General features: G+C 68.2%; 24 protein-coding genes. 10 read left to right on the top strand and 14 right to left on the bottom strand.

Features of this window, described 5'->3' with window-relative positions:
* The first annotated feature begins 4 nt into the window (after window positions 1-4).
* Entirely contained in the window at window positions 5-1,216 is a 1,212-nt protein-coding gene (locus tag ACIGKL_RS17390; protein WP_397487726.1) for a winged helix-turn-helix domain-containing protein, read from the top strand.
* 69 nt (window positions 1,217-1,285) lie between these two features.
* Here ACIGKL_RS17390 and ACIGKL_RS17385 read toward each other — a convergent pair whose 3' ends face one another.
* From ACIGKL_RS17385 to ACIGKL_RS17360, 6 genes are all read right to left on the bottom strand, one after another.
* Entirely contained in the window at window positions 1,286-2,632 is a 1,347-nt protein-coding gene (locus ACIGKL_RS17385) for a class II 3-deoxy-7-phosphoheptulonate synthase (RefSeq protein WP_397487725.1), read from the bottom strand.
* A 135-nt stretch (window positions 2,633-2,767) separates the two neighbouring features.
* The gene (locus tag ACIGKL_RS17380) at window positions 2,768-4,555 is read right to left on the bottom strand and encodes an amidohydrolase family protein (RefSeq protein ID WP_397487724.1); all 1,788 of its coding nucleotides are present in this window, start codon (window positions 4,553-4,555) and stop codon (window positions 2,768-2,770) included.
* Window positions 4,552-5,292, bottom strand: a complete 741-nt coding sequence (locus ACIGKL_RS17375) for a sulfite exporter TauE/SafE family protein (RefSeq protein WP_397487723.1) — start codon at window positions 5,290-5,292, stop codon at window positions 4,552-4,554. The genes ACIGKL_RS17380 and ACIGKL_RS17375 overlap by 4 nt, the downstream gene beginning before the upstream one ends.
* On the bottom strand, window positions 5,292-6,074 hold the full coding sequence (locus ACIGKL_RS17370; RefSeq protein WP_397487722.1) for an SDR family NAD(P)-dependent oxidoreductase: 783 nt from the start codon (window positions 6,072-6,074) through the stop codon (window positions 5,292-5,294). The genes ACIGKL_RS17375 and ACIGKL_RS17370 overlap by 1 nt, the downstream gene beginning before the upstream one ends.
* A complete protein-coding gene (locus tag ACIGKL_RS17365) occupies window positions 6,074-7,000 on the bottom strand; it encodes a bile acid:sodium symporter family protein (protein ID WP_397487721.1) in 927 nt (308 codons plus the stop codon). Before ACIGKL_RS17365 ends, ACIGKL_RS17370 begins: the two co-directional genes overlap by 1 nt.
* Window positions 7,001-7,002: 2 nt before the next feature.
* Window positions 7,003-8,331: a flavin-containing monooxygenase gene (locus tag ACIGKL_RS17360; RefSeq protein ID WP_397487720.1), complete on the bottom strand. Its 1,329-nt coding sequence runs from the start codon at window positions 8,329-8,331 to the stop codon at window positions 7,003-7,005.
* A gap of 137 nt (window positions 8,332-8,468) precedes the next feature.
* Between ACIGKL_RS17360 and ACIGKL_RS17355 the strand changes: the two genes are divergently transcribed.
* Window positions 8,469-9,248 carry a spermidine synthase gene (locus tag ACIGKL_RS17355; protein WP_397487719.1) on the top strand — a complete coding sequence of 260 codons (780 nt, stop codon included), beginning with the start codon at window positions 8,469-8,471 and terminating at the stop codon, window positions 9,246-9,248.
* A 96-nt stretch (window positions 9,249-9,344) separates the two neighbouring features.
* On the opposite strand, the gene ACIGKL_RS17350 is transcribed toward ACIGKL_RS17355, so the two are convergent.
* On the bottom strand, window positions 9,345-10,136 hold the full coding sequence (locus tag ACIGKL_RS17350; RefSeq protein WP_397487718.1) for a crotonase/enoyl-CoA hydratase family protein: 792 nt from the start codon (window positions 10,134-10,136) through the stop codon (window positions 9,345-9,347).
* A 326-nt stretch (window positions 10,137-10,462) separates the two neighbouring features.
* On the opposite strand from ACIGKL_RS17350, the gene ACIGKL_RS17345 reads away from it, so the two are divergent.
* Window positions 10,463-12,178 carry a DEAD/DEAH box helicase gene (locus ACIGKL_RS17345; protein WP_397487716.1) on the top strand — a complete coding sequence of 572 codons (1,716 nt, stop codon included), beginning with the start codon at window positions 10,463-10,465 and terminating at the stop codon, window positions 12,176-12,178.
* A gap of 149 nt (window positions 12,179-12,327) precedes the next feature.
* Here the strand turns inward: ACIGKL_RS17345 and ACIGKL_RS17340 are convergent, their stop codons facing one another.
* The gene (locus ACIGKL_RS17340; protein ID WP_397487715.1) at window positions 12,328-13,095 is read right to left on the bottom strand and encodes a DODA-type extradiol aromatic ring-opening family dioxygenase; all 768 of its coding nucleotides are present in this window, start codon (window positions 13,093-13,095) and stop codon (window positions 12,328-12,330) included.
* A 103-nt stretch (window positions 13,096-13,198) separates the two neighbouring features.
* Between ACIGKL_RS17340 and ACIGKL_RS17335 the strand changes: the two genes are divergently transcribed.
* Window positions 13,199-13,858 carry a thiopurine S-methyltransferase gene (locus ACIGKL_RS17335; protein WP_397487714.1) on the top strand — a complete coding sequence of 220 codons (660 nt, stop codon included), beginning with the start codon at window positions 13,199-13,201 and terminating at the stop codon, window positions 13,856-13,858.
* Between the two features lie 135 nt (window positions 13,859-13,993).
* Here the strand turns inward: ACIGKL_RS17335 and htpX are convergent, their stop codons facing one another.
* The 3 genes from htpX to ACIGKL_RS17320 all read right to left on the bottom strand — a co-directional run bounded on the left by htpX (window position 13,994) and on the right by ACIGKL_RS17320 (window position 16,625).
* Window positions 13,994-14,866, bottom strand: coding sequence for a protease HtpX (htpX, locus tag ACIGKL_RS17330; RefSeq protein ID WP_397487713.1), 873 nt, complete (start codon window positions 14,864-14,866; stop codon window positions 13,994-13,996).
* Window positions 14,867-14,954: 88 nt separating this feature from the next.
* On the bottom strand, window positions 14,955-15,407 hold the full coding sequence (locus tag ACIGKL_RS17325; protein WP_397487712.1) for a hypothetical protein: 453 nt from the start codon (window positions 15,405-15,407) through the stop codon (window positions 14,955-14,957).
* Window positions 15,408-15,413: 6 nt separating this feature from the next.
* Window positions 15,414-16,625: a pyridoxal phosphate-dependent aminotransferase gene (locus ACIGKL_RS17320; protein WP_397487710.1), complete on the bottom strand. Its 1,212-nt coding sequence runs from the start codon at window positions 16,623-16,625 to the stop codon at window positions 15,414-15,416.
* Window positions 16,626-16,905: 280 nt separating this feature from the next.
* Between ACIGKL_RS17320 and msrB the strand changes: the two genes are divergently transcribed.
* Entirely contained in the window at window positions 16,906-17,301 is a 396-nt protein-coding gene (gene msrB / locus ACIGKL_RS17315; RefSeq protein WP_397487709.1) for a peptide-methionine (R)-S-oxide reductase MsrB, read from the top strand.
* Between the two features lie 39 nt (window positions 17,302-17,340).
* On the opposite strand, the gene ACIGKL_RS17310 is transcribed toward msrB, so the two are convergent.
* Window positions 17,341-17,520 (bottom strand): PA1571 family protein, encoded by a 180-nt coding sequence (locus tag ACIGKL_RS17310; RefSeq protein ID WP_397487708.1) that lies wholly within the window; start codon window positions 17,518-17,520, stop codon window positions 17,341-17,343.
* Window positions 17,521-17,667: 147 nt separating this feature from the next.
* On the opposite strand from ACIGKL_RS17310, the gene ACIGKL_RS17305 reads away from it, so the two are divergent.
* The 5 genes from ACIGKL_RS17305 (at window position 17,668) to ACIGKL_RS17285 (ending at window position 22,072) form a co-directional block, all read left to right on the top strand.
* Window positions 17,668-18,783 carry an ATP-NAD kinase family protein gene (locus ACIGKL_RS17305; RefSeq protein ID WP_397487707.1) on the top strand — a complete coding sequence of 372 codons (1,116 nt, stop codon included), beginning with the start codon at window positions 17,668-17,670 and terminating at the stop codon, window positions 18,781-18,783.
* Window positions 18,784-18,875: 92 nt separating this feature from the next.
* Complete coding sequence (locus ACIGKL_RS17300) at window positions 18,876-19,466, top strand: DUF1287 domain-containing protein (protein ID WP_397487706.1); 591 nt, start codon at window positions 18,876-18,878, stop codon at window positions 19,464-19,466.
* Window positions 19,463-19,897 (top strand): thiol-disulfide oxidoreductase DCC family protein, encoded by a 435-nt coding sequence (locus tag ACIGKL_RS17295; protein ID WP_397487705.1) that lies wholly within the window; start codon window positions 19,463-19,465, stop codon window positions 19,895-19,897. Before ACIGKL_RS17300 ends, ACIGKL_RS17295 begins: the two co-directional genes overlap by 4 nt.
* Window positions 19,890-20,297, top strand: coding sequence for a DoxX-like family protein (locus tag ACIGKL_RS17290; RefSeq protein ID WP_397487704.1), 408 nt, complete (start codon window positions 19,890-19,892; stop codon window positions 20,295-20,297). The genes ACIGKL_RS17295 and ACIGKL_RS17290 overlap by 8 nt, the downstream gene beginning before the upstream one ends.
* Window positions 20,298-20,305: 8 nt before the next feature.
* Entirely contained in the window at window positions 20,306-22,072 is a 1,767-nt protein-coding gene (locus ACIGKL_RS17285) for an ABC transporter transmembrane domain-containing protein (RefSeq protein ID WP_397487703.1), read from the top strand.
* On the opposite strand, the gene rhtA is transcribed toward ACIGKL_RS17285, so the two are convergent.
* Both rhtA and ACIGKL_RS17275 read right to left on the bottom strand, forming a co-directional pair.
* Complete coding sequence (rhtA, locus tag ACIGKL_RS17280; protein ID WP_397487702.1) at window positions 22,069-22,920, bottom strand: threonine/homoserine exporter RhtA; 852 nt, start codon at window positions 22,918-22,920, stop codon at window positions 22,069-22,071. The genes ACIGKL_RS17285 and rhtA overlap by 4 nt on opposite strands.
* Window positions 22,921-23,103: 183 nt before the next feature.
* The gene (locus tag ACIGKL_RS17275; protein ID WP_397487701.1) at window positions 23,104-23,385 is read right to left on the bottom strand and encodes a pyrimidine/purine nucleoside phosphorylase; all 282 of its coding nucleotides are present in this window, start codon (window positions 23,383-23,385) and stop codon (window positions 23,104-23,106) included.
* Between the last annotated feature and the right edge of the window lie 10 nt (window positions 23,386-23,395).

Genomic DNA, 23,395 nt, shown 5'->3' with positions numbered 1-23,395 from the left:
CCGCATGCCCGATTCTCTCTCCCTCGCCGAAGCCCGGCGCCTGGTCCTGGCCGCCCAGGGCTTCGGTCGTGCCCCGCGCGGCGCCGTCGGCCGACGCCAGTTGCTGAGCCAGCTGCAGCGCCTCGGTGTGCTGCAGCTCGATTCGGTCAACGCGTTGGTGCGCTCGCACTACCTGCCGGCCTTTTCCCGTCTCGGCCACTACGCGCCCGAGCTACTCGACCAGTTGGCCTGGGGCAAGCCGCGCCAGCGCGCGCTGTTCGAGTACTGGGGCCACGAGGCCTCGCTGTTGCCGCTGGAGATCCATCCCCTGCTGCGCTGGCGCATGCGCCGCGCGGCGCAGGGACGCGGCATCTACCGGCAATTGGCGGAATTCGGCGCGCAGCGCGGCGAGCTGATCGCGCGGGTACTGCAGGCGGTGCGCGAGCAGGGCGCGCTGGGCGCCGGCAGCCTGTCGAGCCGCCAGCAGCGCGCCGGCCCCTGGTGGGACTGGAGCGACGAGAAGCATGCGCTGGAATGGCTGTTCGCCGCAGGCGAAGTGACGGTGGCCGGACGCCGCGGCTTCGAGCGCCTGTACGACCTGCCCGAGCGGGTGATTCCCGCCGCCATCCTCGCGCAGGCGGAGCCGGACGAGGCCGAGGCGCAGCGCCGCCTGCTGCTGCGCTCGGCCGCGGCGCTGGGCGTCGCCACCGAGCAGGATCTGCGCGATTACTACCGGCTCGACGCCGCCGACTGCAAGGCGCGCCTGGCCGAGTTGGTCGAGGCCGGCGCGCTGCGGCCGCTGCGCGTCGAGGGCTGGAAGGCGCCGGGCTACTGCCTCGGCCAGCCGCGCATTGCGCGGCGGATCGAGGCCAGCGCGCTGCTGTCGCCCTTCGACTCGCTGATCTGGGCCCGCGAGCGCACCGAGCGGCTGTTCGGCTTTCGCTACCGCCTGGAAATCTACACCCCGGCGCACAAGCGCGTGCACGGCTACTACGTGCTGCCGTTCCTGCACCAGGAGCGCCTGCTGGCCCGTGTCGACCTGCGCAGCGAACGGGCGCAGGGTCGCCTGGCGGTGCATGCCGTGCATCTGGAGGCGGCGTGGCCGAGCGAGGACGCGCTGCCGGCGCTGGCCGGCGCGCTGCGCGCGCTGGCGCAGTGGCTGGGGCTGGACGGGGTGGCGCTGCACTGCCGCTCGCAGGCGGCGCAGCGCTTGCGCGGGGCGTTGATGGAAACCTAGCCCGGATGCAATCCGGGGATATCTGGCAGGCTCTCCCCGGATTGCATCCGGGCTACGGCAGACGTTTCCCTAGCGGCGCACCTGCTTCAGCGTCTCGGCGATCATAAAGGCCAGCTCCAGCGACTGGTCGGCATTCATCCGAGGGTCGCAGTGGGTGTGGTAGCGATCCGACAGGCTGTCCTCGGTGACCGGGCGGGCGCCGCCGATGCATTCGGTGACGTTCTGCCCGGTCATCTCGATATGGATGCCGCCGGCGTGGCTGCCTTCGGCCTGGTGCACGGCGAAGAACTGTTTGACCTCGGCGAGGATCTGCGCGAAGTCGCGGGTCTTGTAGCCGCTCGAGGCCTTGATGGTGTTGCCGTGCATCGGGTCGGAGCTCCACAGCACCTGGCGGCCTTCGCCCTGCACCTTGCGCAGCAGGCGGGGGAAGTGCTGCTCGACCTTGTCGGCGCCCATGCGCACGATCAGGTTGAGGCGGCCTGGGTCGTTGTCCGGGTTGAGCACGTCGATCAGGCGGATCAACTCGTCCGGGTCCATGCTCGGGCCGACCTTGATCCCGATGGGGTTCTCGATGCCGCGCATGAACTCGACATGGGCACCATCCAGCTGGCGGGTGCGGTCGCCGATCCACAGCATGTGCGCCGAACAGTCGTACCAGCGCCCGGTGAGGCTGTCCTGACGCACGAAGGCCTGCTCGTAGTTCAGCAGCAGCGCCTCGTGGGCGGTGAAGAAGCTGGCTTCGCGCAGTTGCGGCGCGCTGTCCATGCCGACCGCGCGCATGAAGGCCAGGGTCTCGTCGATGCGGTTGGCCAACTGGTGGTACTTCTCGGAGAGGGCCGAGTTGGCGATAAAGTCCAGGTTCCACTGGTGCACCTGGTGCAGGTCGGCGAAGCCGCCCTGGGCGAAGGCGCGCAGCAGGTTGAGGCTGGCGGTGGCCTGGTGGTAGGCCTGCAGCAGGCGCTCCGGATCCGGCACGCGGCTGGCGGCGTCGAACTCGATGGCGTTGACGATATCGCCGCGGTAGGCCGGCAGGGTGACGCCGTCGATGGTCTCGCTGCCGGACGAGCGCGGCTTGGCGAACTGGCCGGCCATGCGCCCGACTTTCACCACCGGGCAGCCGGCGGCGAAGGTCATGACGATGGCCATCTGCAGCAGCACCTTGAAGGTGTCGCGAATCTTCGCCGCGGAAAACTCGGCGAAGCTCTCGGCGCAGTCGCCGCCCTGCAGGAGGAAGGCGCGGCCCTGGGTGACCTCGGCGAACTGCCGGCGCAGCTCGCGCGCCTCACCGGCGAACACCAGCGGCGGGTAGCCGGCCAGGGTCTGCTCGACCTGGGCGAGGTGGGCGGCATCGGGGTATTCGGGTTGCTGCTGGATGGGTTTGGCCCTCCAGCTTGCGGGGCTCCAGGCGTGCGACATGCGGCGTCTCTATCGGCTAATCGGACAGACCTGCATGGTAACCGATAAGCCCGCTGGCCGTAGGGTGTGTGGGGCCGCCTAGGCCGTGCGCACCGAGTCGCCTCCGAGGGGCTGGTGTGGTGCGCGCGGCGCACCCTACGCGGTGGTCGGTTGCAGGCCTGCCGCCGGCTGGCGGCGCGGCAGCACCTCGCGGCCGGGCAGGAAGCGCCCGTAATCCTGCGTCTTGCCCAGCTCCTCGGGGTATTCCAGGCCGCGGCGGTAGGCGATGCGGCCGTTGATCAGGGTCGCCTCCACCGCCGCATCGTTGCGCTTGACCACCCGCGTCAGGCCGAGCACTTCCATCGGCGCCTCGGCGATGGCGTCCAGCTCCGCGGTGAGCCCCTCGGGGTTGACGATCACCAGGTCGGCGCGGTCGCCGACGCGGATATAGCCGGCGTCCACGCCGATGAAGTCGGCCAGCTCGCCGCTGCAGCGGCGCACCGCCTGGCCCAGTTCCATAAAGGGCGTGCCGGCCAGCTGCGCATCGCGCACGTACTTGAGAAAGCGCAGCGGGAAGTTGTACTGGGCGATGGAGCGCAGGTGCGCGCCGGAGTCGGCGAAGCCGGGGTGGGTCCAGGGACTGGCCAGCAGCTTGCGCATGATCGGCTCGCGATCGTTGCCGTAGCAGGTGCTCCACTTCAGCGCCTCGCGATACTGGCAGGCCAGCTCGAAGTAGGCGTCCACCGCATCCAGGCCACGGATCTCGCCCAGCTGCTTGAAGTTCTTGCCGACCATCGAGGCATCCGGGCACTCGGTCACCCAGCAGTCGGAGAAGTCGCGGTGCCACAGGCCCTTGGTCAGCACCGCCTTGACCTGCTGCTTGAACAGGGCGCGGAATTCCGGCTCCTTGACCTTGGCGTACAGCTCGTCCGGGTCCTTGATATTGCGCAGTATCTCGCCAGCGCCGAATTCCTCGAAGGCGTTCACGTTGAGCCCTTCCAGGCGCAGGGTGAAGGGTGCTGGCAGAGTCTGCCAGCGGAAGTGGCCGCGCAGCACGCGGTTGGCCAGCCAGCCGGAGAGGCGGGTGAAGCGGTGCAGCAGCGGCTGCGACTTGAGGTCCAGCGCCGTGAGCATGGTGCACTTGAGCGGCTGTCTGAACCAGCCGTGGGCCTGCCAGAGGAAGGCGAACACATTGACCTTGGTCACCGCGTTGGGCGCGCCCTGCAGCACCGCGCCACGGCGGCGGAGGATGGCGAACAGGCGGGAGAACTCCTTCCAGCTGGCGAAGGTCGAGGGCAGCGGGCTGGACCAGGCGCGTTCGCCGTCCATCTTGTCCAGGCGCGTGGTCATCACCGACAGGCCGATGCAGCCGGCGTCCAGCGCTTCTTCCAGCAACTGCTCCATGCGCTGCAGCTCGGCCTCGCTCGGCGCCACCTTGCTGGTGGCGCGCTGCAGGCCCATCACCGCCACGCGCAGCTCGGAGTGGCCGAGGAAGGAGCTGACATTGGGGCCCAGTGCCAGCTGGTCGTAGAAGGCGCGGTAGCCGGCGGCGTCGCGCCAGCGCTTCTTCTCCTTGAGGATCGGCAGCACGTACTCGCGCGGCACCGCCTCGACGCGGGTGAACAGGTCCGAGCAGTCCTCGGCGTCGGCCAGCACCATGCTGATCGAGCAGGAGCCGATGGTCACGCTGGTCACGCCGTGGCGCACCGACTCCTTGAGCGCCGGCGCGGCGATCACTTCGGCGTCGTAATGCGAGTGGATTTCCAGAAAGCCCGGGGTGATCCACTTGCCGGCGGCGTCGATCACCTCGGCGCCGCGCTCATCCAGCGGGCTGAGGCTGAGGGTGTCGATACGGCCGTGCTTGATGCCGATATGGCGCAGCGCGCCGGGTGCGCCGCTGCCGTCGAAGTACAGGCCGTTGTTGATGACGATGTCGAAACTCATGCGAGGCTCCAGGGGGCCAGCAGCAGAACGCCGGTGACCAACAGCAGGCAGTAGATGGCGAGGCGGAAATGGCGCTCGTCGAAGCGCCGGTGCAGGCGCTCGTCCAGCCATAGGCCGAGCAGCAGCAGCGGGGCGTAGGCCAGCACCTGGGGCAAGGCCGGTTGCAGGCGGCCGTCGAGCAGGAAGGCGGCGGTCAGCAGGCTGTTGAGGCTGAACCAGACCGTCACCAGGGTGGCGCGAAAGCGTGCCTTGTCCAGCGTGGTACCGGCCAGGCCGTAGACCAGCAGCGGCCCGCCGGAGGCGAACAGGCCGTGGCTGAGGCCGGCGGCCAGGGTGATCAGGCGGGTCAGCCATTGCGGCCGTACCGGCAGCGCCTGGGCGTGGCGCAGGCGCCACAGCTCGCGGCCGGCGAACCACAGGATCAGCAGGCCGAAGCCGCGCTTGAGCAGCGCCGCGTCGAGATAGGGCAGCAGCCAGTAGCCGAGCAGGGTGCCGGCGAGCATGCCCGGCAGTATGCTGCCGAGCAGCAGCGGACGGTCGATCTGCGCGCGGTGGCGCCACACCAGGTAACCGGTCATGCCGATATTCAGCGACACCAGCACCGGCAGCAGCTGGTCGATGGGCAGCAGCAATGCACCCAGCGACAGGGCGATCACTATGCTGCCGAAACCGGTGACCGCCTCCAGGGTGTAGGCCAGCAAGATAAAGGCGCCGAGGGCGTAGGGGGCGAAGGCCATCAACCCAGCTCTCCGGCGAAGCGCCGGCTCATCTGCCGGTAGTAGAGGGCCGGGGCGACGCGCCAGAGCAGGCTGGCCAGCCAGCTGCCGCGATCCGGAAACAGCCGCTCGCGGCGCTGCTCCAGGGCCTCGAGGATTTCCCCGGCCATCCAGTCGGCGCCGCGAATGCGGCCGATGGTCGAGCGCGCATGGCCGGCCGGCTGGCCGTCGCCGCCCAGGGCGTTGCGCTCGATGGGGGTGTCGAGAAAGCTCGGGTAGACCATCAGCAGGCCAATACCGTCGCGGCCGATCTCCGCACGCAGCACCTCGAAGGCCTGGCTCAGGGCGCTTTTCGCCGCGCAGTAGCCGGCGCGGCCGAGTACCGGCATCCAGCCGGCCATGGAGCCGATGGCGACCACCTGGCCGCGGCTCTCGCGCAGCAGCGGCAGGGCGGCGAGGGTCAGCTCCAGCGGCGCGTGGTAGTCCACCGCCATGACCTTGCGCAGCACCGCCGGGGCGGTGCACACGGTGGGCGAGCGGTGGGTGATGCCGGCGTTGTTGAGCAGCACGTCGAGGCGACCGAAGTGCGCGCGGCAAGTCGCCAGCAACTGCTGGTGCAGCGCCGGATCGGTGATGTCGCCGGCGACGCCGAGCACGCGCGCTGGGCCCAGCTCGCCGACGCGCGCGGCCAGGCCGCTCGCGTCGATATCGGTTAGCAGCAGGGCGTCGCCGCGGGCGTGGCAGGCGCGCGCCAGTTGCCAGCCGAGGCCGCTGGCGGCGCCGGTGATCAGGACGACTCGCATCATTTTTCTCCGAGAGCGATCAGCGGGGCTGCGAGTGGCGGCGGCGGGCGGCGCGACCAGAACCAGGCCAGGGCCAGGCCCGAGACCAGGTGCCAGCAGCCCCAGAAGGCGGCGATCAGCAGCATGCCGCCGGCCTGGGGGAAGAAGGTGAAGATGATCACCAGGCCCAGCGCCGAGTTCTGGATGCCCACCTCCAGGGTGATGGCGCGGCGTTCGGCGGCCGCCAGGCCGCTCAGCCGCGCGCTGAGGTAGCCGATGCTCAGGGCCAGGGCGTTGTGCGCCACCACCAGCCAGAAGAACAGGTGGAAGTGCGTGGCGAACTGCTCCAGGTTACGGCTGAAGGCCAGGGCGACGAAACCGAGCATCACCAGCAGGGCGAACAGGCGCAGCGGTTTTTCCACCTTGAGGGTCAGCTGCGGAAAGCGCCGGCCGACCCACATGCCGGCCACCAACGGCAGACCCAGCACCAGCAGCACCAGCAGGAGCAGGCCGAGCGGGTCGAGGGCGATCTGCGTCAGTAGCGGCCGGGTGTACGGGTTGAGCCAGGCGTACAGGGCGAAGTTCAGCGGCGTCAGCAGGCTGGCGGCGAGGCTGGACACCGCGGTCATGCTCACCGACACGGCGACGCTGCCGCGCGCCATCCAGGTCATGATGTTGGAGAAGCTGCCGCCGGGGCAGGCGGCGATCAGCGCCATGCCCAGGGCCAGTTCCGGCTGGATGCGCAGCGCCCAGCAGGCCAGGCAGGTCAGCGCCGGCAGCAGCACGAACTGCGCCAGCAGGCCGATCAGCGGCGCCTTGGGCGCGCGGGCGATGCGGCGGAAGTCCTCGGCGCGCAGGTCGAGCGACACGCCGAACATCATCAGGGCGACGATCAGGTTGATCAGCACCAGGCTGCTGGGGTCGAAGGCGATAGTGACGGCTTCCACGTTCAGGCTCCCTGGGCGGCCGGCACGGCGCCGGCGGCCAGCTCGCGGCGCAGCGCCGCGCTGTAGGTGGCGATGCGCTGACGATAGCTGTCCTTGTGCACGTAGTAGGCCATGCGTTCCAGGTCCAGGTACCGGTAGCCGCCGTCCAGGCGCTGCCCGGCGCGTTCGCGCTTGAGCCGGCGCAAGGCTTCGGCCGCCGGACTGCCGGCCTGCAGCTGACGGATGTACAGGGCCACCAGCTCGGCCTGCTCGTCGCGGCCCTGCCAGCCGAGACCGGAGGCCTCGACCATGCCGAGCATGAACAGGTCGTCGCGCTCGGGGTGGAAGACGTTGAGGTACAGCTGCGGCGCGCCGGCGCCCTGCGGCCAGTTCAGCTCGCCGCGTTCGATAAAGGGATAGTCGAGCTTGTAGCCGGTGGCCATCAGGATCAGGTCGTACTCGCCCTGTTCGCCGTTGGCGAAGCGCACGCTGTGGCCGTCCACCGCGACGATATCGCCGCGGGCGCGGATATCGCCGTGGCCGAGGTGGTGCAGCACCAGCGAGTTCATCACTGGGTGCGACTCGTACAGGCGGTAGTCCGGATCCGGCAGGCCGTACTGCGACGGCTTGCCGACCAGGGCGCGCACCAGCAGGCCGTCGACCAGCTGCTTGAGCCGGCGCGGCAGCTTGATCGCGCCGCCGAAGGTGTCGGTGGGCTTGCCGAGAATGAACTTGGGTAGGAAGTAGTAGCCGCGGCGCACCGACAGGTCCACCGAGGCGGCGCGGTGCACGGCATCCACCGCGATGTCGCAGGCCGAATTGCCGCAGCCGACCACCAGCACGCGCTTGCCGGTGAAGAGCTCGGCGCTCTTGTAGGCGCAAGAATGCAGCAGCTCGCCGCTGAACTCGCCCGGCAGCGCCGCCAGGTTCGGCGTATGCAGGGTGCCATTGGCGATCAGCACGCCGTCGAAGCGCCATTCGCGGCGCTCGCCATGGCGCTCGCTGATCAGCTGCCAGCCTTGGTCCAGGCGCTGCAGCTGCACCACTCGGGTGTCGAACTGGTAGTGCGGGTACAGGCCGAACTGCCGCGCGTAGTCGCGGAAATAGCGGCGCATCTCGCTGTGGTGCGGGTAGGGCGCCACCTCGGCGCGCATGGGGAATTCGCGGAACTCGGTGGTGCCCTTGGAGGAAATCAGGTGGGCCGAGTGGTACATGGTGCTGTGCGGGTTGTCGATGTCCCACAGGCCGCCGACATCGCTGTGCAGCTCGAAACCGACGAAGTCGATGCCGTGCTTCTTCAATTGCCGGGCCGTGCACAGGCCCATGGGACCGGCGCCGATGATGGCGTACATGGCGAACCTCGTTATTGTTATGAGTGAGCAGCGCAAGTGCTGGAATTATCGCGTGACCGGGGGCGGCCGCTTCAATGACAATCGGCGCCTTTGCCCCGTCGCTTCTGGTGCGGGATGTCACTGCTGGAGGGAGAGCCATGCCGGGATTGCCGCCGAGCGACGAGTTGCAGATGCAGGACGAGGTGCTGCTGGCCGAGGTGCGCGATGCCTTCGGGGTGATCCGCGTGGTGCAGATCGGCGCCTACCGTTTCCTTGAGTTCGGTGAGGCCATCGAGCAGAGCTGCGTGTTCGCCGGCGACCCGAGCTGGCTGGAGTACGACTACACCCGCGCCATGCTGCTCGGTGCGTTGTGCCACGATGCGCCGGAGACCGCGCTGTTTCTCGGTCTGGGCGCCGGCAACCTGACCCAGGCCTGCCTCAAGTTTCTACCCTTGGAGGATGTCGAGGCCATCGAGCTGCGCCCGGACGTGCCGCGCCTGGCCATGGAGTTTCTCGGCCTGGACGACGACCCGCGGCTGACCATCCGCATCGGCGACGCCACCGAGCTGCTGGGCAGCGCCGAGACCGCCGACCTGATCTTCCTCGATCTGTACACCGACCAGGGGCCGGGCGCCGGCCACCTGGCCTGGCGCTTTCTCGAGCGTTGCCGGGAAAAGCTCAACCCCGGCGGCTGGCTGATCATCAACCAGTGGGCCGGCAACGACGGCAAGCCGCTCGGCGCCGCGCTGCTGCGCGGGCTCTACCACCGCCACTACTGGGAATGCCCGGTGAAGGAGGGCAACGTGGTGCTGCTGATCCCGGAAGGCCTCGACCAGCAACTGGATCGCGGCCGCCTGCAGGCGCGCGCCGGCGAGCTGGCGCCGCGCCTGGGCTACTCGCTGCAGCCCTTGATCGAGGCGTTGCGCCCGGCCACCTGAGGCGCAGGGCAGGGCGGATGTCGCTGCTTACAGCCGGCAGAAGCGGTGGATCGGTGACGCGCGATCCACCCTACGAGAGCGAGCAGGCCGTTTCGCTTAGCGCCCCTGAAAATTCCCTGGGCGCCGTTCGAGCATGGCGCGCACGCCCTCGGCGGCGTCCTCGCTGGCCATCAGCTGCTTGACCGTGCCGTGCAGCGCGGCGGCTGCCGCGGCTTCGCCCTCGCGCACCGCCTGGCGTGCCGAGGCCAGGGTGGCGCGCACGCCCAGCGGCGCCTGCGCGGCGATTCGTTCGGCCAGGCGCAATGCCTTAGGCAGCAGTTCCTCGCTGGCCAGCACCTCCTGCACCAGCCCCAGGCGATAGGCCTCGTGCGCATCGAACTCGTCGCCGGTAAGCAGCCAGCGCATGGCGTTGCCCCAGCCGGCCTGCCGGTGCAGGCGCAGGGTGGCGCCGCCGAAGGGGAAGATGCCGCGCTGCACCTCCATCTGGGCGAAACGGGTGTTGCTGGCGCACAGGTTGATGTCCGCGGCCAGCATCAGCTCAATGCCGATGGTGTAGCAGTAGCCCTGCACCGCGACCAGCACCGGCTTGCTCACCCGCGGCCCGCCGAACACGCCCCAGGGGTCGCAACCGCCCGCGGGAATCTGCCAGCCGGCGGCGAACTGGGCGGCCACCTTGGCCAGGTCTAGCCCTGCGCTGAAGTGCTCGCCATGGGCGAACACCAGCGCCACGCGCGCCTCGTCGTCGCGCTCGAACTCGCCGTAGGCCAGGCACAGGTCGTCGAGCATGTCGAGGTCGAAGGCATTGCGCTTGGCCACCCGGTCGAGGCCGAGCAGCAGGATGTGGCCGCGTTTTTCGCGGCTGACGCGGCCGCGGTCGGAGGAGGTCATGAGGATGATCCTTGGCTCGTGGAGGAGGTCGCAGGGATATAGCCGGCCGCCAAGCGCTTGTCCATGGCGGCGACCGTTTGGCAGCGCACGGCCGGGAAAACTGCAAAAACCGCCACCCGCGTCAGGATTTTCCGGTATAGTGCGCGCCGGCCAATTCTCTGGCCACGTTCAGGTAGCGCAATTCGCCCGAAGCTCGACTTCGGCAGCCAGTCCCGCAGCGGACTATCCTTGACGATTCACTTTTCATCACGTCTTCGCAAATCCCCGCCGAACCAGGCTGCCAGGGTGACCCACAAGGTCTTACACGGCATGCGCAGCTTTGGAACATGGGTCTTTGCGGATGCACTAGAGGCAGACCCATGACCCAGGAAATCGGCGGCTTCGCCGCGCTCGGACTTCACCCCAATATTCTCGCCGCTCTGACCGCCGTCGGTTACGAGGAGCCCTCGCCGATCCAGGCGCAGGCGATTCCGGTGATCCTCGCCGGCCACGACATGATCGGCCAGGCGCAGACCGGCACCGGCAAGACCGCCGCCTTCGCCCTGCCGTTGCTGTCCAAGGTCGACCCGGCCAAGCGCGAGCCGCAGGTGCTGATCCTCGCCCCGACCCGCGAGCTGGCCCTGCAGGTGGCCACCGCCTTCGAAACCTACTCCAAGCAGATGCCCGGCCTGAACGTGGTCGCCGTCTACGGCGGCGCGCCCATGGGCCCGCAGCTGAAAGCCATCCGCCAGGGCGCGCAGATCATCGTGGCCACCCCGGGCCGTCTGGTCGACCACCTGCGTCGCGACGAGAAAGTGCTGTCGACCATCCAGTACCTGGTGCTCGACGAGGCTGACGAGATGCTCAAGCTGGGCTTCATGGACGACCTCGAAGTGATCTTCGAGGCCATGCCGGAAAGCCGCCAGAGCGTGCTGTTCTCCGCCACCCTGCCGCACTCGATCCGCGCCATCGCCGAGAAGCACCTGCGTAACCCGCAGCACATCAAGATCGCCTCCAAGACCCAGACCGTGACTGCCATCGAGCAGGCGCACCTGATGGTCCACGCCGACCAGAAGCACGCCGCCGTACTGCGCCTGCTGGAAGTCGAGGAGTTCGATGCGCTGATCGGTTTCGTGCGTACCAAGCAGGCCACCCTGGACCTCGCCGCCGCGCTGGAAGCCAAGGGCTACAAGGCCGCCGCGCTGAACGGCGACATCGCCCAGAACCAGCGCGAGCGGGTGATCGACTCGCTCAAGGACGGCCGCCTGGATATCGTCATCGCCACCGACGTGGCCGCCCGCGGCCTCGACGTGCCGCGCATCACTCACGTGATGAACGTCGACATGCCCTATGACCCGGAATCCTACGTGCACCGTATCGGCCGCACCGGTCGTGCCGGTCGTACCGGCCGCGCGCTGCTGCTGGTGACCCCGCGCGAGCGCCGCATGTTGCAGGTGATCGAGCGCGTCACCGGGCAGAAGGTCGGCGAGGTCAAGCTGCCGAACGCCCAACAGGTGCTGGATGCGCGGATCAAGAAGCTCACCGGTAGCCTGGCGCCGCTGGTGGCCGATGCCGAAGCCAGTCATGGCGAGCTGCTCGACCGCCTGACCGCCGAAATCGGCTGCAGCCCGCGCGCGCTGGCCGCCGCTCTGTTGCGCAAGGCGACCAACGGCCAGGCCCTGGATCTGGCCAGCGTCGAGCGCGAGCAGCCGCTGGTGCCGGGCGCCGGTGGCGCGCCGCGCGAGCGTCGTGAGCGCGATGGCGAGCGCAGCGCTGAGCGCGGTGAATACCGCGAACGTCGTGCGCCGCTGCCGCTGACCGAGGGTCGCGTGCGCTGCCGCACCGCCCTGGGCACGCGCGACGGCATCGCCGCGAAGAACCTGCTCGGCGCCATCCTCAACGAGGGCGGCCTGGCTCGCGAAGCCATCGGCCGCATCCAGATCCGCGAGACCTTCAGCCTGGTCGAGCTGCCGGAAGATGGCCTCGATCGCCTGCTCGGCAAGCTCAAGGACACCCGCGTCGCCGGCAAGGCCCTGAAGCTGCGCCGCTACCGCGAGGATTGATCCCGCGGCATTAAACGAAAAGCCCCGCCAAGTGCGGGGCTTCTTCGTTTCTGGCCCGTAGCCCGGATGCAATCCGGAGCCGATGGGCTTGCCAGGCGCGTAGCCCGGGTTGGGCGCACCGATATCCAGGCAAGGCCCTGTGCGCCGGTTCAGCCGAAGCGGTAGATATCCATGCCCAGCGCCCCGTAGGTGAAGCCGGCATGCTCCAGCTTGAAGACGCCGCCGGCGCCGCGGGCGAAGAACAGCGGCAGCAGGTGCTCGTCCGTGGGGTGGTTGCGCGCGGCGTGCGGCGCCAACTGGCGGTAGCGGTGCAGGGCGTCTTCGTCGTCGGCTTCGAGTTGGGCCACCATCCAGTCGCGAAACTCCCTGGCCCAGGGGGTGACCACCTCGGGGCCGGCGCGCCAGTCGAGCTCGCCGAGGTTGTGGGTGATGCTGCCGGAGCCGATCAGCAGCACGCCTTCGGCGCGCAAACCGGCCAGGGCGCGGCCGACGCGGGTCTGCAGCTCGGGGCCGAGCCGGCTGGGCAGCGACAGTTGCAGCACGGGGATGTCGGTGGCCGGGTACAGCAACGACAGCGGCACCCAGGCGCCGTGATCGAAGGGGCGCTGCGCATCGAGCGCGGCGGGCAAGCCGGCATCGCTCAGGCGCTGGGCAACCTCTGCCGCCAGCGCAGGCGCGCCCGGGGCCGGGTACTGCACGGCATAGAGGGCGGGCGGAAAGCCGCCGAAGTCGTGCCAGGTTTGCGGGCGCTCGGCACTGGTCAGTTGCAGGCGATCGCTTTCCCAGTGCGCCGAGACCACCAGCACGGCGCGCGGGCGCGGCAACTCGGCCGCCAGGCGGGCCAGCGCCGGGCCGCTGGCGCCCGGTTCGAGGGCGAGTATGGGAGAGCCGTGGGAGATGAACAGCGAAGGCAGCATGGTGCTAACTCCTGGAGTAGGATGCTGCCATCTTGGTGGCTGGACCTATCGGATTCCAGCATAAATTCTTGAGCTTAATCATCGATTTACCTGGAGGATTCACGTGCACGAGGCTTTCTGGCAGGAGCGCTGGGCGCGCGATCAGATCGGTTTTCACCTGGATGAGGTCAATCCCTACCTGCAACGGCACTGGCCGGCGCTGGCGCTGCCCGTGCGCGCGCGAGTGCTGGTGCCGCTGTGCGGCAAGAGCCTGGATCTGGCCTGGCTGGCCGGCCAGGGCTATCGCGTGCTGGGCGTGGAACTGGCGGAAAAGGCGGTGCAGGACTTCTTCGCCGAGCAGGGCCTGCAGCCGGAGATCACCCGGCACGAGGCGTTCAGGCTCTACCGCGCCGGCGCGCTGGAGCTGTGGTGCGGCGATTTCTTCGCCCTGCGCGCCGAGGATGTCGCCGATTGCCAGGCGCTGTTCGATCGCGCCGCCCTGATCGCCCTGCCGCCGGCGATGCGCGAGCGCTACGCCGCGCACCTGCAGGCGATCCTGCCGGGTGGCTGCCGCGGCCTGCTGATCACCCTGGACTATGCGCAGAGCCAGATGGACGGGCCGCCCTTCGCCGTCGGCGACGACGAGGTGCAGCGGCACTTCGCCGCCGCCTGGCAGGTGCAAGAGCTGCAGCGCGAGGACGTGCTGGCGGGCAACTGGAAGTTCATCCGCCACGAGCTCAAGGCCCTCGACGAGGTGGTCTACCGCCTGGACAAGCGCGGGTAGGGTGCGCCGTGCGCACCAAGGTAAGCAGCGAGGTTGGTGCGCGCGGCACACCCTACGAGTAAATGCCTTTTGAGCGTTTTTGCGTCGCGCATAAAAAAGGCGACCCGTAGGTCGCCTTTTCCTTGTCGCTGGCGATCAACCCAGGCGACGCAGCGCCTCGATGCGATCTTCCAGCGGCGGGTGGCTCATCAGCAGGCCGGCCAGGCCGTTCTTCAGGCCGCCGTTGATGCCGAAGGCGGTCAGGCTGTCCGGCATGTTCACCGGCACGCCCTGTTCGGCGCGCAGGCGCTGCAGCGCGGCGATCATCGCGCCGGTGCCGGCCAGGCGGGCGCCGGCTTCGTCGGCCTTGTACTCGCGTTTGCGCGAGAACCACATGACGATGATGCTGGCGAGGATGCCCAGTACCAGCTCGGCGAAGATGGTCGCGACGAAGTAGCCGATGCCATGGCCGTCCTCGTTCTTGAGGATGGCCTTGTCGACGAAGTTGCCGAAGATGCGTGCGAAGAACATCACGAAGGTGTTCACCACGCCCTGGATCAGCGCCAGGGTGACCATGTCGCCATTGGCCACGTGGCCGATCTCGTGAGCCAGCACCGCGCGCACTTCATCGGGCGAGAAGCGCTCGAGCAGGCCCTGGCTGACCGCCACCAGGGCGTCGTTCTTGTTCCAGCCGGTGGCGAAGGCGTTGGACTCGTAGGCGGGGAAGATACCGACTTCCGGCATCTTGATCCCGGCTTCGCGCGACAGCTCCTCGACGGTCTGCAGCAGCCACTGTTCGTGGCGAGTGCGCGGCTGGGTAATGATCTGGGTGCCGGTGCTCATCTTCGCCATCCACTTGGAGATGAACAGCGACACCAGCGAGCCGGCGAAACCGAACACGGCGCAGAAGATCAGCAGGCTGCCATGGTTCTGACCGGTGAAGCGATCGACCCCCAGCAGTTTGAGGGTGATGCTGGCGATGATCAGCACCGCCAGGTTGGTGGCCAGGAACAACATAATGCGCATCATGGTGTGAACGGACTCCTCACGGGAAAGACGTACGAGTAATGCGGGCTATATAAGGGCGCGCCCCAGCGGCTTTCAACCGGCGACTATTTCAAACTATGTCGCCTGAGCCCTGCAGCTTGCTCTCGAACAGCAGGCGGGTCAGGCGCGCGGTGCGTTCGCCGTGCTGCTGGGCCAGCGCCTCGCGCAGCTGGAAGGCCAGCGTGGCATGCACCCGGCGCACGCTGGGCGGCAGCGCCTGGCCCTCGCCCGCGGCGTGGGGAATGCCGCGCGACAGGCGCAAAAAGCCCTTCTCGGTCAGCACCGCCTGATCCAGCGCGTCGTAGGCGATGGTCGACTCGAAGCGCAGATAGCCTTCCTCGGCCAGCCACAGCAGCGCGCCCAGGCAGGCCTGGTGGCGCTTGCTCGGCAGGCCGAATTCGTCGGGCTCCTCGCGGCCGATCAGGTCTTCCACGTACAGCGCCAGCTTGCGCGGGAACGCCTGATAGAGCATGAGCAGGCCGCCGGCGGCGTCCTTGTAGAAGTCGTCGATCTGCAGATCCATGCCGGCCTACTGGCTGTAGCCCTTGAGGAAGTTGCCGATGCGGCCGATGGCCTGCTCCAGGTCGTCGACCCTTGGTAAGGTGACCACGCGGAAGTGATCCGGCCAGGGCCAGTTGAAGGCGGTGCCCTGGACGATCAGCAGCTTCTCCGACAGCAGCAGGTCGAGGACGAACTTCTCGTCGTTATGGATCGGGCAGACCTTGGGGTCGATCCGCGGGAAGGCATAGAGCGCGCCCATGGGCTTGACGCAGCTGACCCCGGGAATGTCGTTGAGCAGTTCCCAGGCACGGTTGCGCTGTTCCAGCAGGCGGCCGTTGGGCAGCACCAGGTCGTTGATGCTCTGGTAGCCGCCGAGCGCGGTCTGGATCGCATGCTGGCTCGGCACGTTGGCGCACAGGCGCATATTGGCGAGGATATCCAGGCCCTCGATATAGCTCTGCGCCTTGTGCTTGGGCCCGGAAATGGCCACCCAGCCGGAACGGAAGCCGGCCACCCGGTAGCTCTTGGACAGGCCGTTGAAGGTCAGGCACAGCACGTCCGGGGCCAGCGAGGCGGTGCTGATATGCACGGCCTCGTCGTAGAGGATCTTGTCGTAGATCTCGTCGGAGAACAGCACCAGGTTGTGCTGGCGCGCCAGTTCGACGATATCCAGCAGCACTTCCTTGGAATACACCGCGCCGGTGGGGTTGTTCGGGTTGATCAGTACCAGGGCCTTGGTGTTGGGGGTGATCTTGGCGCGCATGTCGGCGACGTCGGGGAACCAGCCGGCCTGCTCGTCGCACAGGTAGTGCACCGGCTTGCCGCCGGACAGCGCCACCGCGGCGGTCCACAGCGGGTAGTCGGGGGCCGGGATCAGCACCTCGTCGCCGTTGTTGAGCAGCGCCTGCATGGCCATCACGATCAGCTCGGAGACGCCGTTGCCGAGGTAGATGTCCTCGATGCCGATGCCTTCCACCTGTTTCTGCTGGTAGTACTGCATCACCGCCTTGCGCGCGCTGAACAGGCCCTTGGAGTCGCTGTAGCCCTGGGCGGTGGGCAGGTTGCGGATGACGTCCTGGAGGATTTCCTCCGGCGCCTCGAAACCGAACGGCGCCGGGTTGCCGATATTCAGCTTGAGGATGCGCTGGCCTTCCTCTTCCAGACGCTTGGCGTGCTTGAGCACCGGCCCGCGGATGTCGTAGCAGACGTTGGCGAGCTTGTTCGATTTGCTGACCTGCATGTAAGGGATCCCGAGCGATGGATAACCCGCCGAAGCACGCTGCAAAAGTCTCGCGACGGAGAATCTTGGCAGCCTGTAACGCGGGTGACAGACTGGCGTCGAATCATACGTGGCGGCCTGGGCGCGGCAAAGGTGCCGGCCCGGCTTTTTTTGAGCGAGGATGCGCCCAGGTCGCGGCCAGGTAGCAGCGGCTTCCGCCGCGAACTCAACGCGCCCCGCGTACAACCAAGGCCAGCGCCGTCATGCATCGCCTGGCTTTTATCGAGGAGGAAATCTGCCCGTGGACAAACTCGACAAACCCCTGGAGGCCTGGCGCGAGGAGCTGTCGCAGGAGCAGTTTCACGTCTGTCGCCTGGGCGGCACGGAGCGGCCCTTTACCGGCGAGTATCACGACAGCAAGACGCCAGGCGTCTATCACTGCGCCTGCTGCGGCGAGGCGCTGTTCGATTCCGACGCCAAGTACGACTCCGGCAGCGGCTGGCCCAGTTACTTCCAGCCGGTCAACGAGGAGGCAATCGCCCGACTCGACGACTTCAGTCACGGCATGCACCGCATCGAGGTGAAATGCGCCAAGTGCGACGCCCACCTCGGCCACGTGTTCCCCGACGGGCCGCGGCCCACCGGGCTGCGCTACTGCATCAACTCGTTGTCGCTGAAACTGCTACCGCGCGAGTAGTCGCAAAGGCGCCGGGCCGATGGCGGCCCGGCGCGATCTTCAGGAGGGCTGCTGAGCCTGTTGGCGGCTCTTTTCCAGTTCGGCGCAGGCCTGCTGGATCATGCCTTCGGTGATCGGCACTTCGCGGCCCTGGCCATCGATGATAAAACCGCCCACCGGCATCTGCGGATGCTTGACCGGGGTGGCGGGGCGTTGGGCGGCAGTATCGTGCAAGCTCATGGCCTGTCTCCTCATCAGTGATGCGCGCCAGTCTAGAGCGGCTAGATGAAGGCGCGGTGACATTTACGACGGTAGAACTCCGTCACAAAACACATAGCAACGGTCGTACTGCAGGCGGCGTGCCAGCCTGTATCTGGCGAGGAATAGATGTCGCGTTTCCATATTGGTCTGATCATCAATCCGCTGGCCGGCCTCGGCGGCCCGGCGGCGCTCAAGGGCAGCGACGGCGTGGCCGAGCAGGCGCTGGCCCTGGGTATCGAGCCGAAGGCGGCGCAGCGCACGCGCACCGCGCTGGAGCAGTTGCTGGCATTGCGCGAGCGCATCGAGTTCGTCAGCTATCCGGGTGCCATGGGCGGCGATCTGCTGGCGCAGATGGGCTTCGAGCATCGTTTACTGGGTGAGTTGGGTGCGGGCGCCACCACCGCAGAAGACACCCGCCGCGCGGTGCAGCAGCTGCAGGACGCCGGGGTGGCGCTGATCCTGTTCGCCGGCGGCGACGGCACCGCGCGCGACGTGTGCGCCGTGGTCAGGCAAGGGCAGCCGGTACTGGGCATCCCGGCCGGGGTGAAGATCCAGTCCGGCGTCTACGCCATCAGCCCGCGGGCGGCGGGCGAGCTGACCGCGCGCCTGGTCGAGGGCGGCCTGGTGCGCCTGGCCAGCGGCGAGGTGCGCGACATCGACGAGGCGGCCCTGCGCGAGGGCCGGGTCACCGCGCGCTGGTACGGCGAGTTGTGCGTGCCGCAGGAAGGCGGCTATGTGCAGGCGGTCAAGCAGGGTGGGGTGGAGTCCGAGGAGCTGGTGCTGGCCGATCTCGCCGCCTGGCTGGAGGGCGATTGGGAGCCGGGCGTGCGCTATGTGTTCGGTCCCGGCTCGACCCTGCATGGCCTGGCGCAGAATCTGGGGCTGGAAACTACCTTGCTCGGTGTCGATGTGATCGAGGATGGCCAGGTGATCGCCCACGACGTCAATGAAGCCCAGCTGTTCGCCCTGGTCGAGGGGCACCCGGCTTACCTGTTGGTCACCGCCATCGGCGGCCAGGGCCATATCATCGGCCGCGGCAATCAGCAGATCAGCCCACGGGTGCTGCGCGCCGTCGGCCTGGAGCGGCTTCGGGTGGTGGCGACCAAGCGCAAGCTGGCGACGCTGGAGGGGCGGCCGCTGCTGGTGGACAGCGGCGAGGTGGCGCTGGACGATGCCTTCCCCGATGCGGTGCGGGTGTGGGCCGGGTATAAGGAAGAGCTGCTGTATCCCCTGAGTGTGTAGGGCGGACATGGCGCCAGCCTTGTCCGCCGTTGGCGGATTGGTGGACAAGCCTTCGGCATGTCCACCCTACTTCTAGAGCATGGGAGGGCGTGATGCGCGCAGTCTGGACGTTGCTGGCCCTGTTGCTGGCGGCCGAGATCCAGGCCATCGAGGCTGACAGGCTGGTGCTGGATGCACGCAAGCAGGTCGGCGTGACCCTGGGCTATGACCCGGCCTACCGTCAGTTGAGCTATCCGGGCGGCGACGTGCCCATGGCCACCGGCGTTTGCACCGACGTGGTGATCCGCGCGCTGCGCCAGCAGGGGCTGGACCTGCAGGAGGCGGTGCATCGCGACATGCGCGGCAATTTTGCCGTCTACCCGAAGAACTGGGGCCTGAGCCGGCCGGACAGCAATATCGACCACCGTCGCGTGCCCAACCTGATGACCTGGTTCAAGCGTCAGGGCTGGTCGCTGCCGGTCAGTCAGGACGCTGATTCCTACCGGGCCGGCGATATCGTCACCTGGGATCTGGGGCGTGGCCTGACTCATATCGGCATCGTCAGCGATCACCGGGCGTCAAATGGTGCACCGCTGATCCTGCACAACATCGGCCGCGGCACGCAGGAGGAAGACATCCTTTTCGCCTACCGCATCACCGGCCACTACCGCCCGCTCGCTCGACAGGCGAGTGCCGCACCATGACTGAACCTGTACTGCCGCCCGGGCTCGTCGCTGGCGAGCGCGTCGTGCTGTTCGACGGCGTCTGCAAACTGTGCAACGGCTGGGCGAAGTTCCTCATCCGCCATGACCCTGCGCGGCAGTTTCGCCTGGCGTCCGTGCAGTCCGCCCAGGGGCAGGCATTGCTGGCCTGGTACGGGCTGCCGACCGATCGCTTCGACACCATGGCCTTGATCGACGAAGTGGGGCTGCATATGCGCTCCACGGCGCTGCTGCGCATTCTCTCGCGCTTGCCGCAACCCTGGCGTGCACTGAGATTGCTGCGTCTGGTGCCCCGGCCGCTGCGGGATTGGTGTTATGACCGCATTGCGCTGAATCGCTACCGCCTTTTCGGCCGGCATGCCGTCTGCCTGCTGCCCACGGCCGACCACGCCGAGCGCTTTTTGCATGACTGAACGGCGACTGGCGCAGATCGCCTGGTTCGCTCGATTGGCTCTGGCACTGGTGTTCATCTGGCATGGCCTGGCGCCGAAGATTCTCTGGCTGAGCCCTGACGAGGTGGCGATGATCGGTGCGCACGGCTTGCCCGATCACGCGATTTTTGCGCCGGAGCTGATCGCCCGTATCGGCGGCATTGCCGAGGTATTGCTGGGCATTGCGCTGCTGACGATTCGCCGTCAGCGCTGGCCGTTGCTGGTGGCAGCCGCGGCCCTGGTGGTGCTGCTGCTTGATGTGGCGCTGCTGAGCCCCCATCTGTTGATTCAGGCGTTCAATCCGCTGTCCACCAACCTGGCGGCGCTAGCCCTCTGCGCGGCGGCCTGGCTGGCCGAAGCGCCTGCCACCGCCGACTCCTGAGGCCTGTCATGACTTCTCTGCTTTCCTCCCGCCAGCGTGGTGCGATACGCCTGGCCTGGCGCTTTATCGCGCCCTATCGCGGGCGGGTGCTGGGCGCCTTGCTGGCGCTGCTGTTTACCGCGGCGATCACCCTGTCCATGGGCCAGGGCATCAAGCTGCTGGTCGATCAGGGCCTGGCCACCCAGTCGCCGGCGGCGTTGCGCCAGTCGTTGGGGCTGTTCTTCGTCCTGGTGCTGGCCCTGGCGCTGGGTACCTACACGCGCTTCTACCTGGTGTCCTGGCTGGGCGAGCGGGTGGTCGCCGATATTCGCCGGCGCGTGTTCGATCACCTGATCGAGCTGCATCCAGGCTTTTACGAGAGCAACCGCAGCTCGGAGATCCAGTCGCGGCTGACCGCGGACACCACCTTGCTGCAATCGGTGATCGGCTCGTCGCTGTCGATGGCGCTGCGCAACCTGATCATGCTGGTCGGCGGTAGCGTGCTGCTGGTGGTGACCAATCCCAAGCTCAGCGGCATCGTGCTGGCCGCGCTGCCGCTGGTGGTGGCGCCGATCCTGATCTTCGGCCGCCGCGTGCGCGCGCTGTCGCGCCTGTCGCAGGACCGCGTGGCCGACGTCGGCAGCTACGTCGGCGAGGTGCTGGGGCAGATCAAGACGGTCCAGGCCTACAACCATCAGGACGAGGACAAACGCCGCTTCGGCCTGTCCGCCGAGGCGGCGTTCGCGGTGGCGCGCAAGCGCATCGCCCAGCGCGCCTGGCTGATCACCCTGGTCATCGTGTTGGTGCTCGGCGCCGTCGGGGTGATGCTCTGGGTCGGCGGCATGGACGTGATCGCCGGGCGCATTTCCGGCGGCGAGCTGGCAGCCTTCGTGTTCTACAGCCTGATCGTCGGCTCCTCGTTCGGCACCCTGAGCGAGGTGATCGGCGAGCTGCAGCGCGCCGCCGGCGCGGCCGAACGCATCGCCGAACTGCTGCGCGCGCGCAACCAGATCGCTGCCCCGCAACAGGGGCTGCAGCGCCTGGCGCAGCCGGTGCGCGGCGAGATCGAACTGCAGCATCTGCGCTTCGCCTATCCGGGGCGTCCGGAGCACTACGCGGTCGATGGCATCAGCCTGCAGGTACGCGCTGGCGAGACCCTGGCGCTGGTCGGGCCGTCCGGCGCCGGCAAGTCGACCCTGTTCGACCTGCTGCTGCGCTTCTTCGACCCGCAGGCCGGGCGCATCCTGATCGACGGCGTGCCGATCGAGCGGCTCGATCCGCGCGAGCTGCGCGCCTGCTTCGCCCTGGTGTCGCAGAACCCGGCGCTGTTCTACGGCACGGTGGAGGACAACATCCGCTACGCCCGCCTCGATGCCAGCCAGGCCGAGGTGGAGGCGGCGGCGCGCGCGGCGCATGCCCACGAGTTCATTCAGCGCCTGCCGCAGGGCTACCAGACCCACCTGGGCGACGCCGGCCTGGGGCTTTCCGGCGGTCAGCGCCAGCGCCTGGCCATCGCCCGCGCCTTGCTCGCCGATGCGCCGATCCTGCTGCTCGACGAGGCCACCAGCGCGCTGGACGCCGAGAGCGAGCACCTGATCCAGCAGGCCCTGCCGCGCCTGATGGCCGGGCGCACCACCCTGGTGATCGCCCACCGCCTGGCCACGGTGAAGCAGGCCGAGCGCATCGCGGTGATCGAGCAGGGGCGCCTGGCGGCCATCGGCAGCCACGCGCAACTGCTGGCCGGCAGCCCGCTCTATGCGCGCCTGGCCGAGTTGCAGTTCGGTGAGGCCGGCTAGCCCTTGGGTTTGATCGTCGCGGCCGCGCCGGCCGAGGCGAGGATGATGGCGCCAATCGCCAGCCACTGGTTCCAGCTCAGCTGCTCGCTGAGGAACAGCAGCCCGGAAAGCGCGGCGATGGCCGGCTCCAGGCTCATCAGGATGCTGAAGGTGCGCGCTGGCAGGCGGGTCAGGGCGACCATCTCCAGGCTGTAGGGCAGCGCCGAGGACAGCACCGCGACGCCCAGGGCGATGGGCAGCAGGTCGACCGAGAACAGGCTGCCGCCGGCCTGCCACAGGCCGATGGGCAGCACCAGCAGTGCGGCGACCCAGGTGCCCAGGGCCACGGTCTGGCGGCCATGGGCGGCGCCGGCCTTCTGCCCGAAGACGATGTACAGCGCCCAGCACAGGCCGGCAGCGAGCGCCAGGGCCATGCCCAGCGGGTCGAGCTGGGTCTGCGCCAGGCCGCTGGGCAGCAGCAGCCACAGGCCGAAGACGGCCAGGGCGACCCAGACGAAATCCAGCAGGCGCCGCGACGACAGCAGCGCCAGGCCCAGCGGCCCGGTGAACTCCAGGGCCACGGCAATGCCCAGGGGGATGCTCTGCAGCGACATGTAGAACAGCAGGTTCATCCCACCCAGGGCCAGGCCGTAGGCCAGCAGCGAGCGGTAGGCGGCCAGGTTCGGGCGGGTGCGCCAGGGCTGCATCACCAGCGACAGGATGAGCGCGCCGAGCACCAGGCGCAGCGCCGTGGTGCCCTCGGCGCCGACCAGGGGGAACAGGCTCTTGGCCAGCGAGGCACCGCTCTGGATCGAGATCATCGCCACCAGCAGCAGGCCGATAGGCGCGAGAAGGGCGGTGCGGGGCATGGGGCGGTCCTGGTCGGTATGGCTAAGGAAGGTTATAGGCTGAGAAGGCTCGGTTTTGTGTAGGAGCGGATTTATCCGCGAAATTCGCGGCTGAAGCCGCTCCCACGAGTCGCAACAGATCGCTGCGACACCACCAAGAAAAAACCGGCCGCGAGGGCCGGTTCTTCGAGGCGCTGCGGCTGTTTAGCGGTATTCGCAGAGGTAAGCGGTGTCCACCGCCACTTTCAGCTGGAACTTGCTGTTGGCCGCTACGGTGAAGTTGCTGCCGGCCTCGAAGGTGCTCCAGCTGTCGCTGCCCGGCAGCTTCACGGTCAGGGCGCCGGCCACCACGTGCATCACTTCCAGCTGGCTGGTGCCGAATTCGTACTCGCCCGGGGCCATCACGCCGATGGTGGCAGGGCCTTCGGCCATGGCGAAACCGATGGATTTGACGGTGCCGTCGAAGTACTCGTTGACCTTGAACATCTGCGATTCC

Origin of the sequence: Pseudomonas sp. NPDC077186 (assembly GCF_044543505.1) — a bacterium.
Taxonomy (GTDB): Bacteria; Pseudomonadota; Gammaproteobacteria; order Pseudomonadales; family Pseudomonadaceae; genus Aquipseudomonas.
This window is presented reverse-complemented; position numbering and strand designations above follow the sequence as displayed.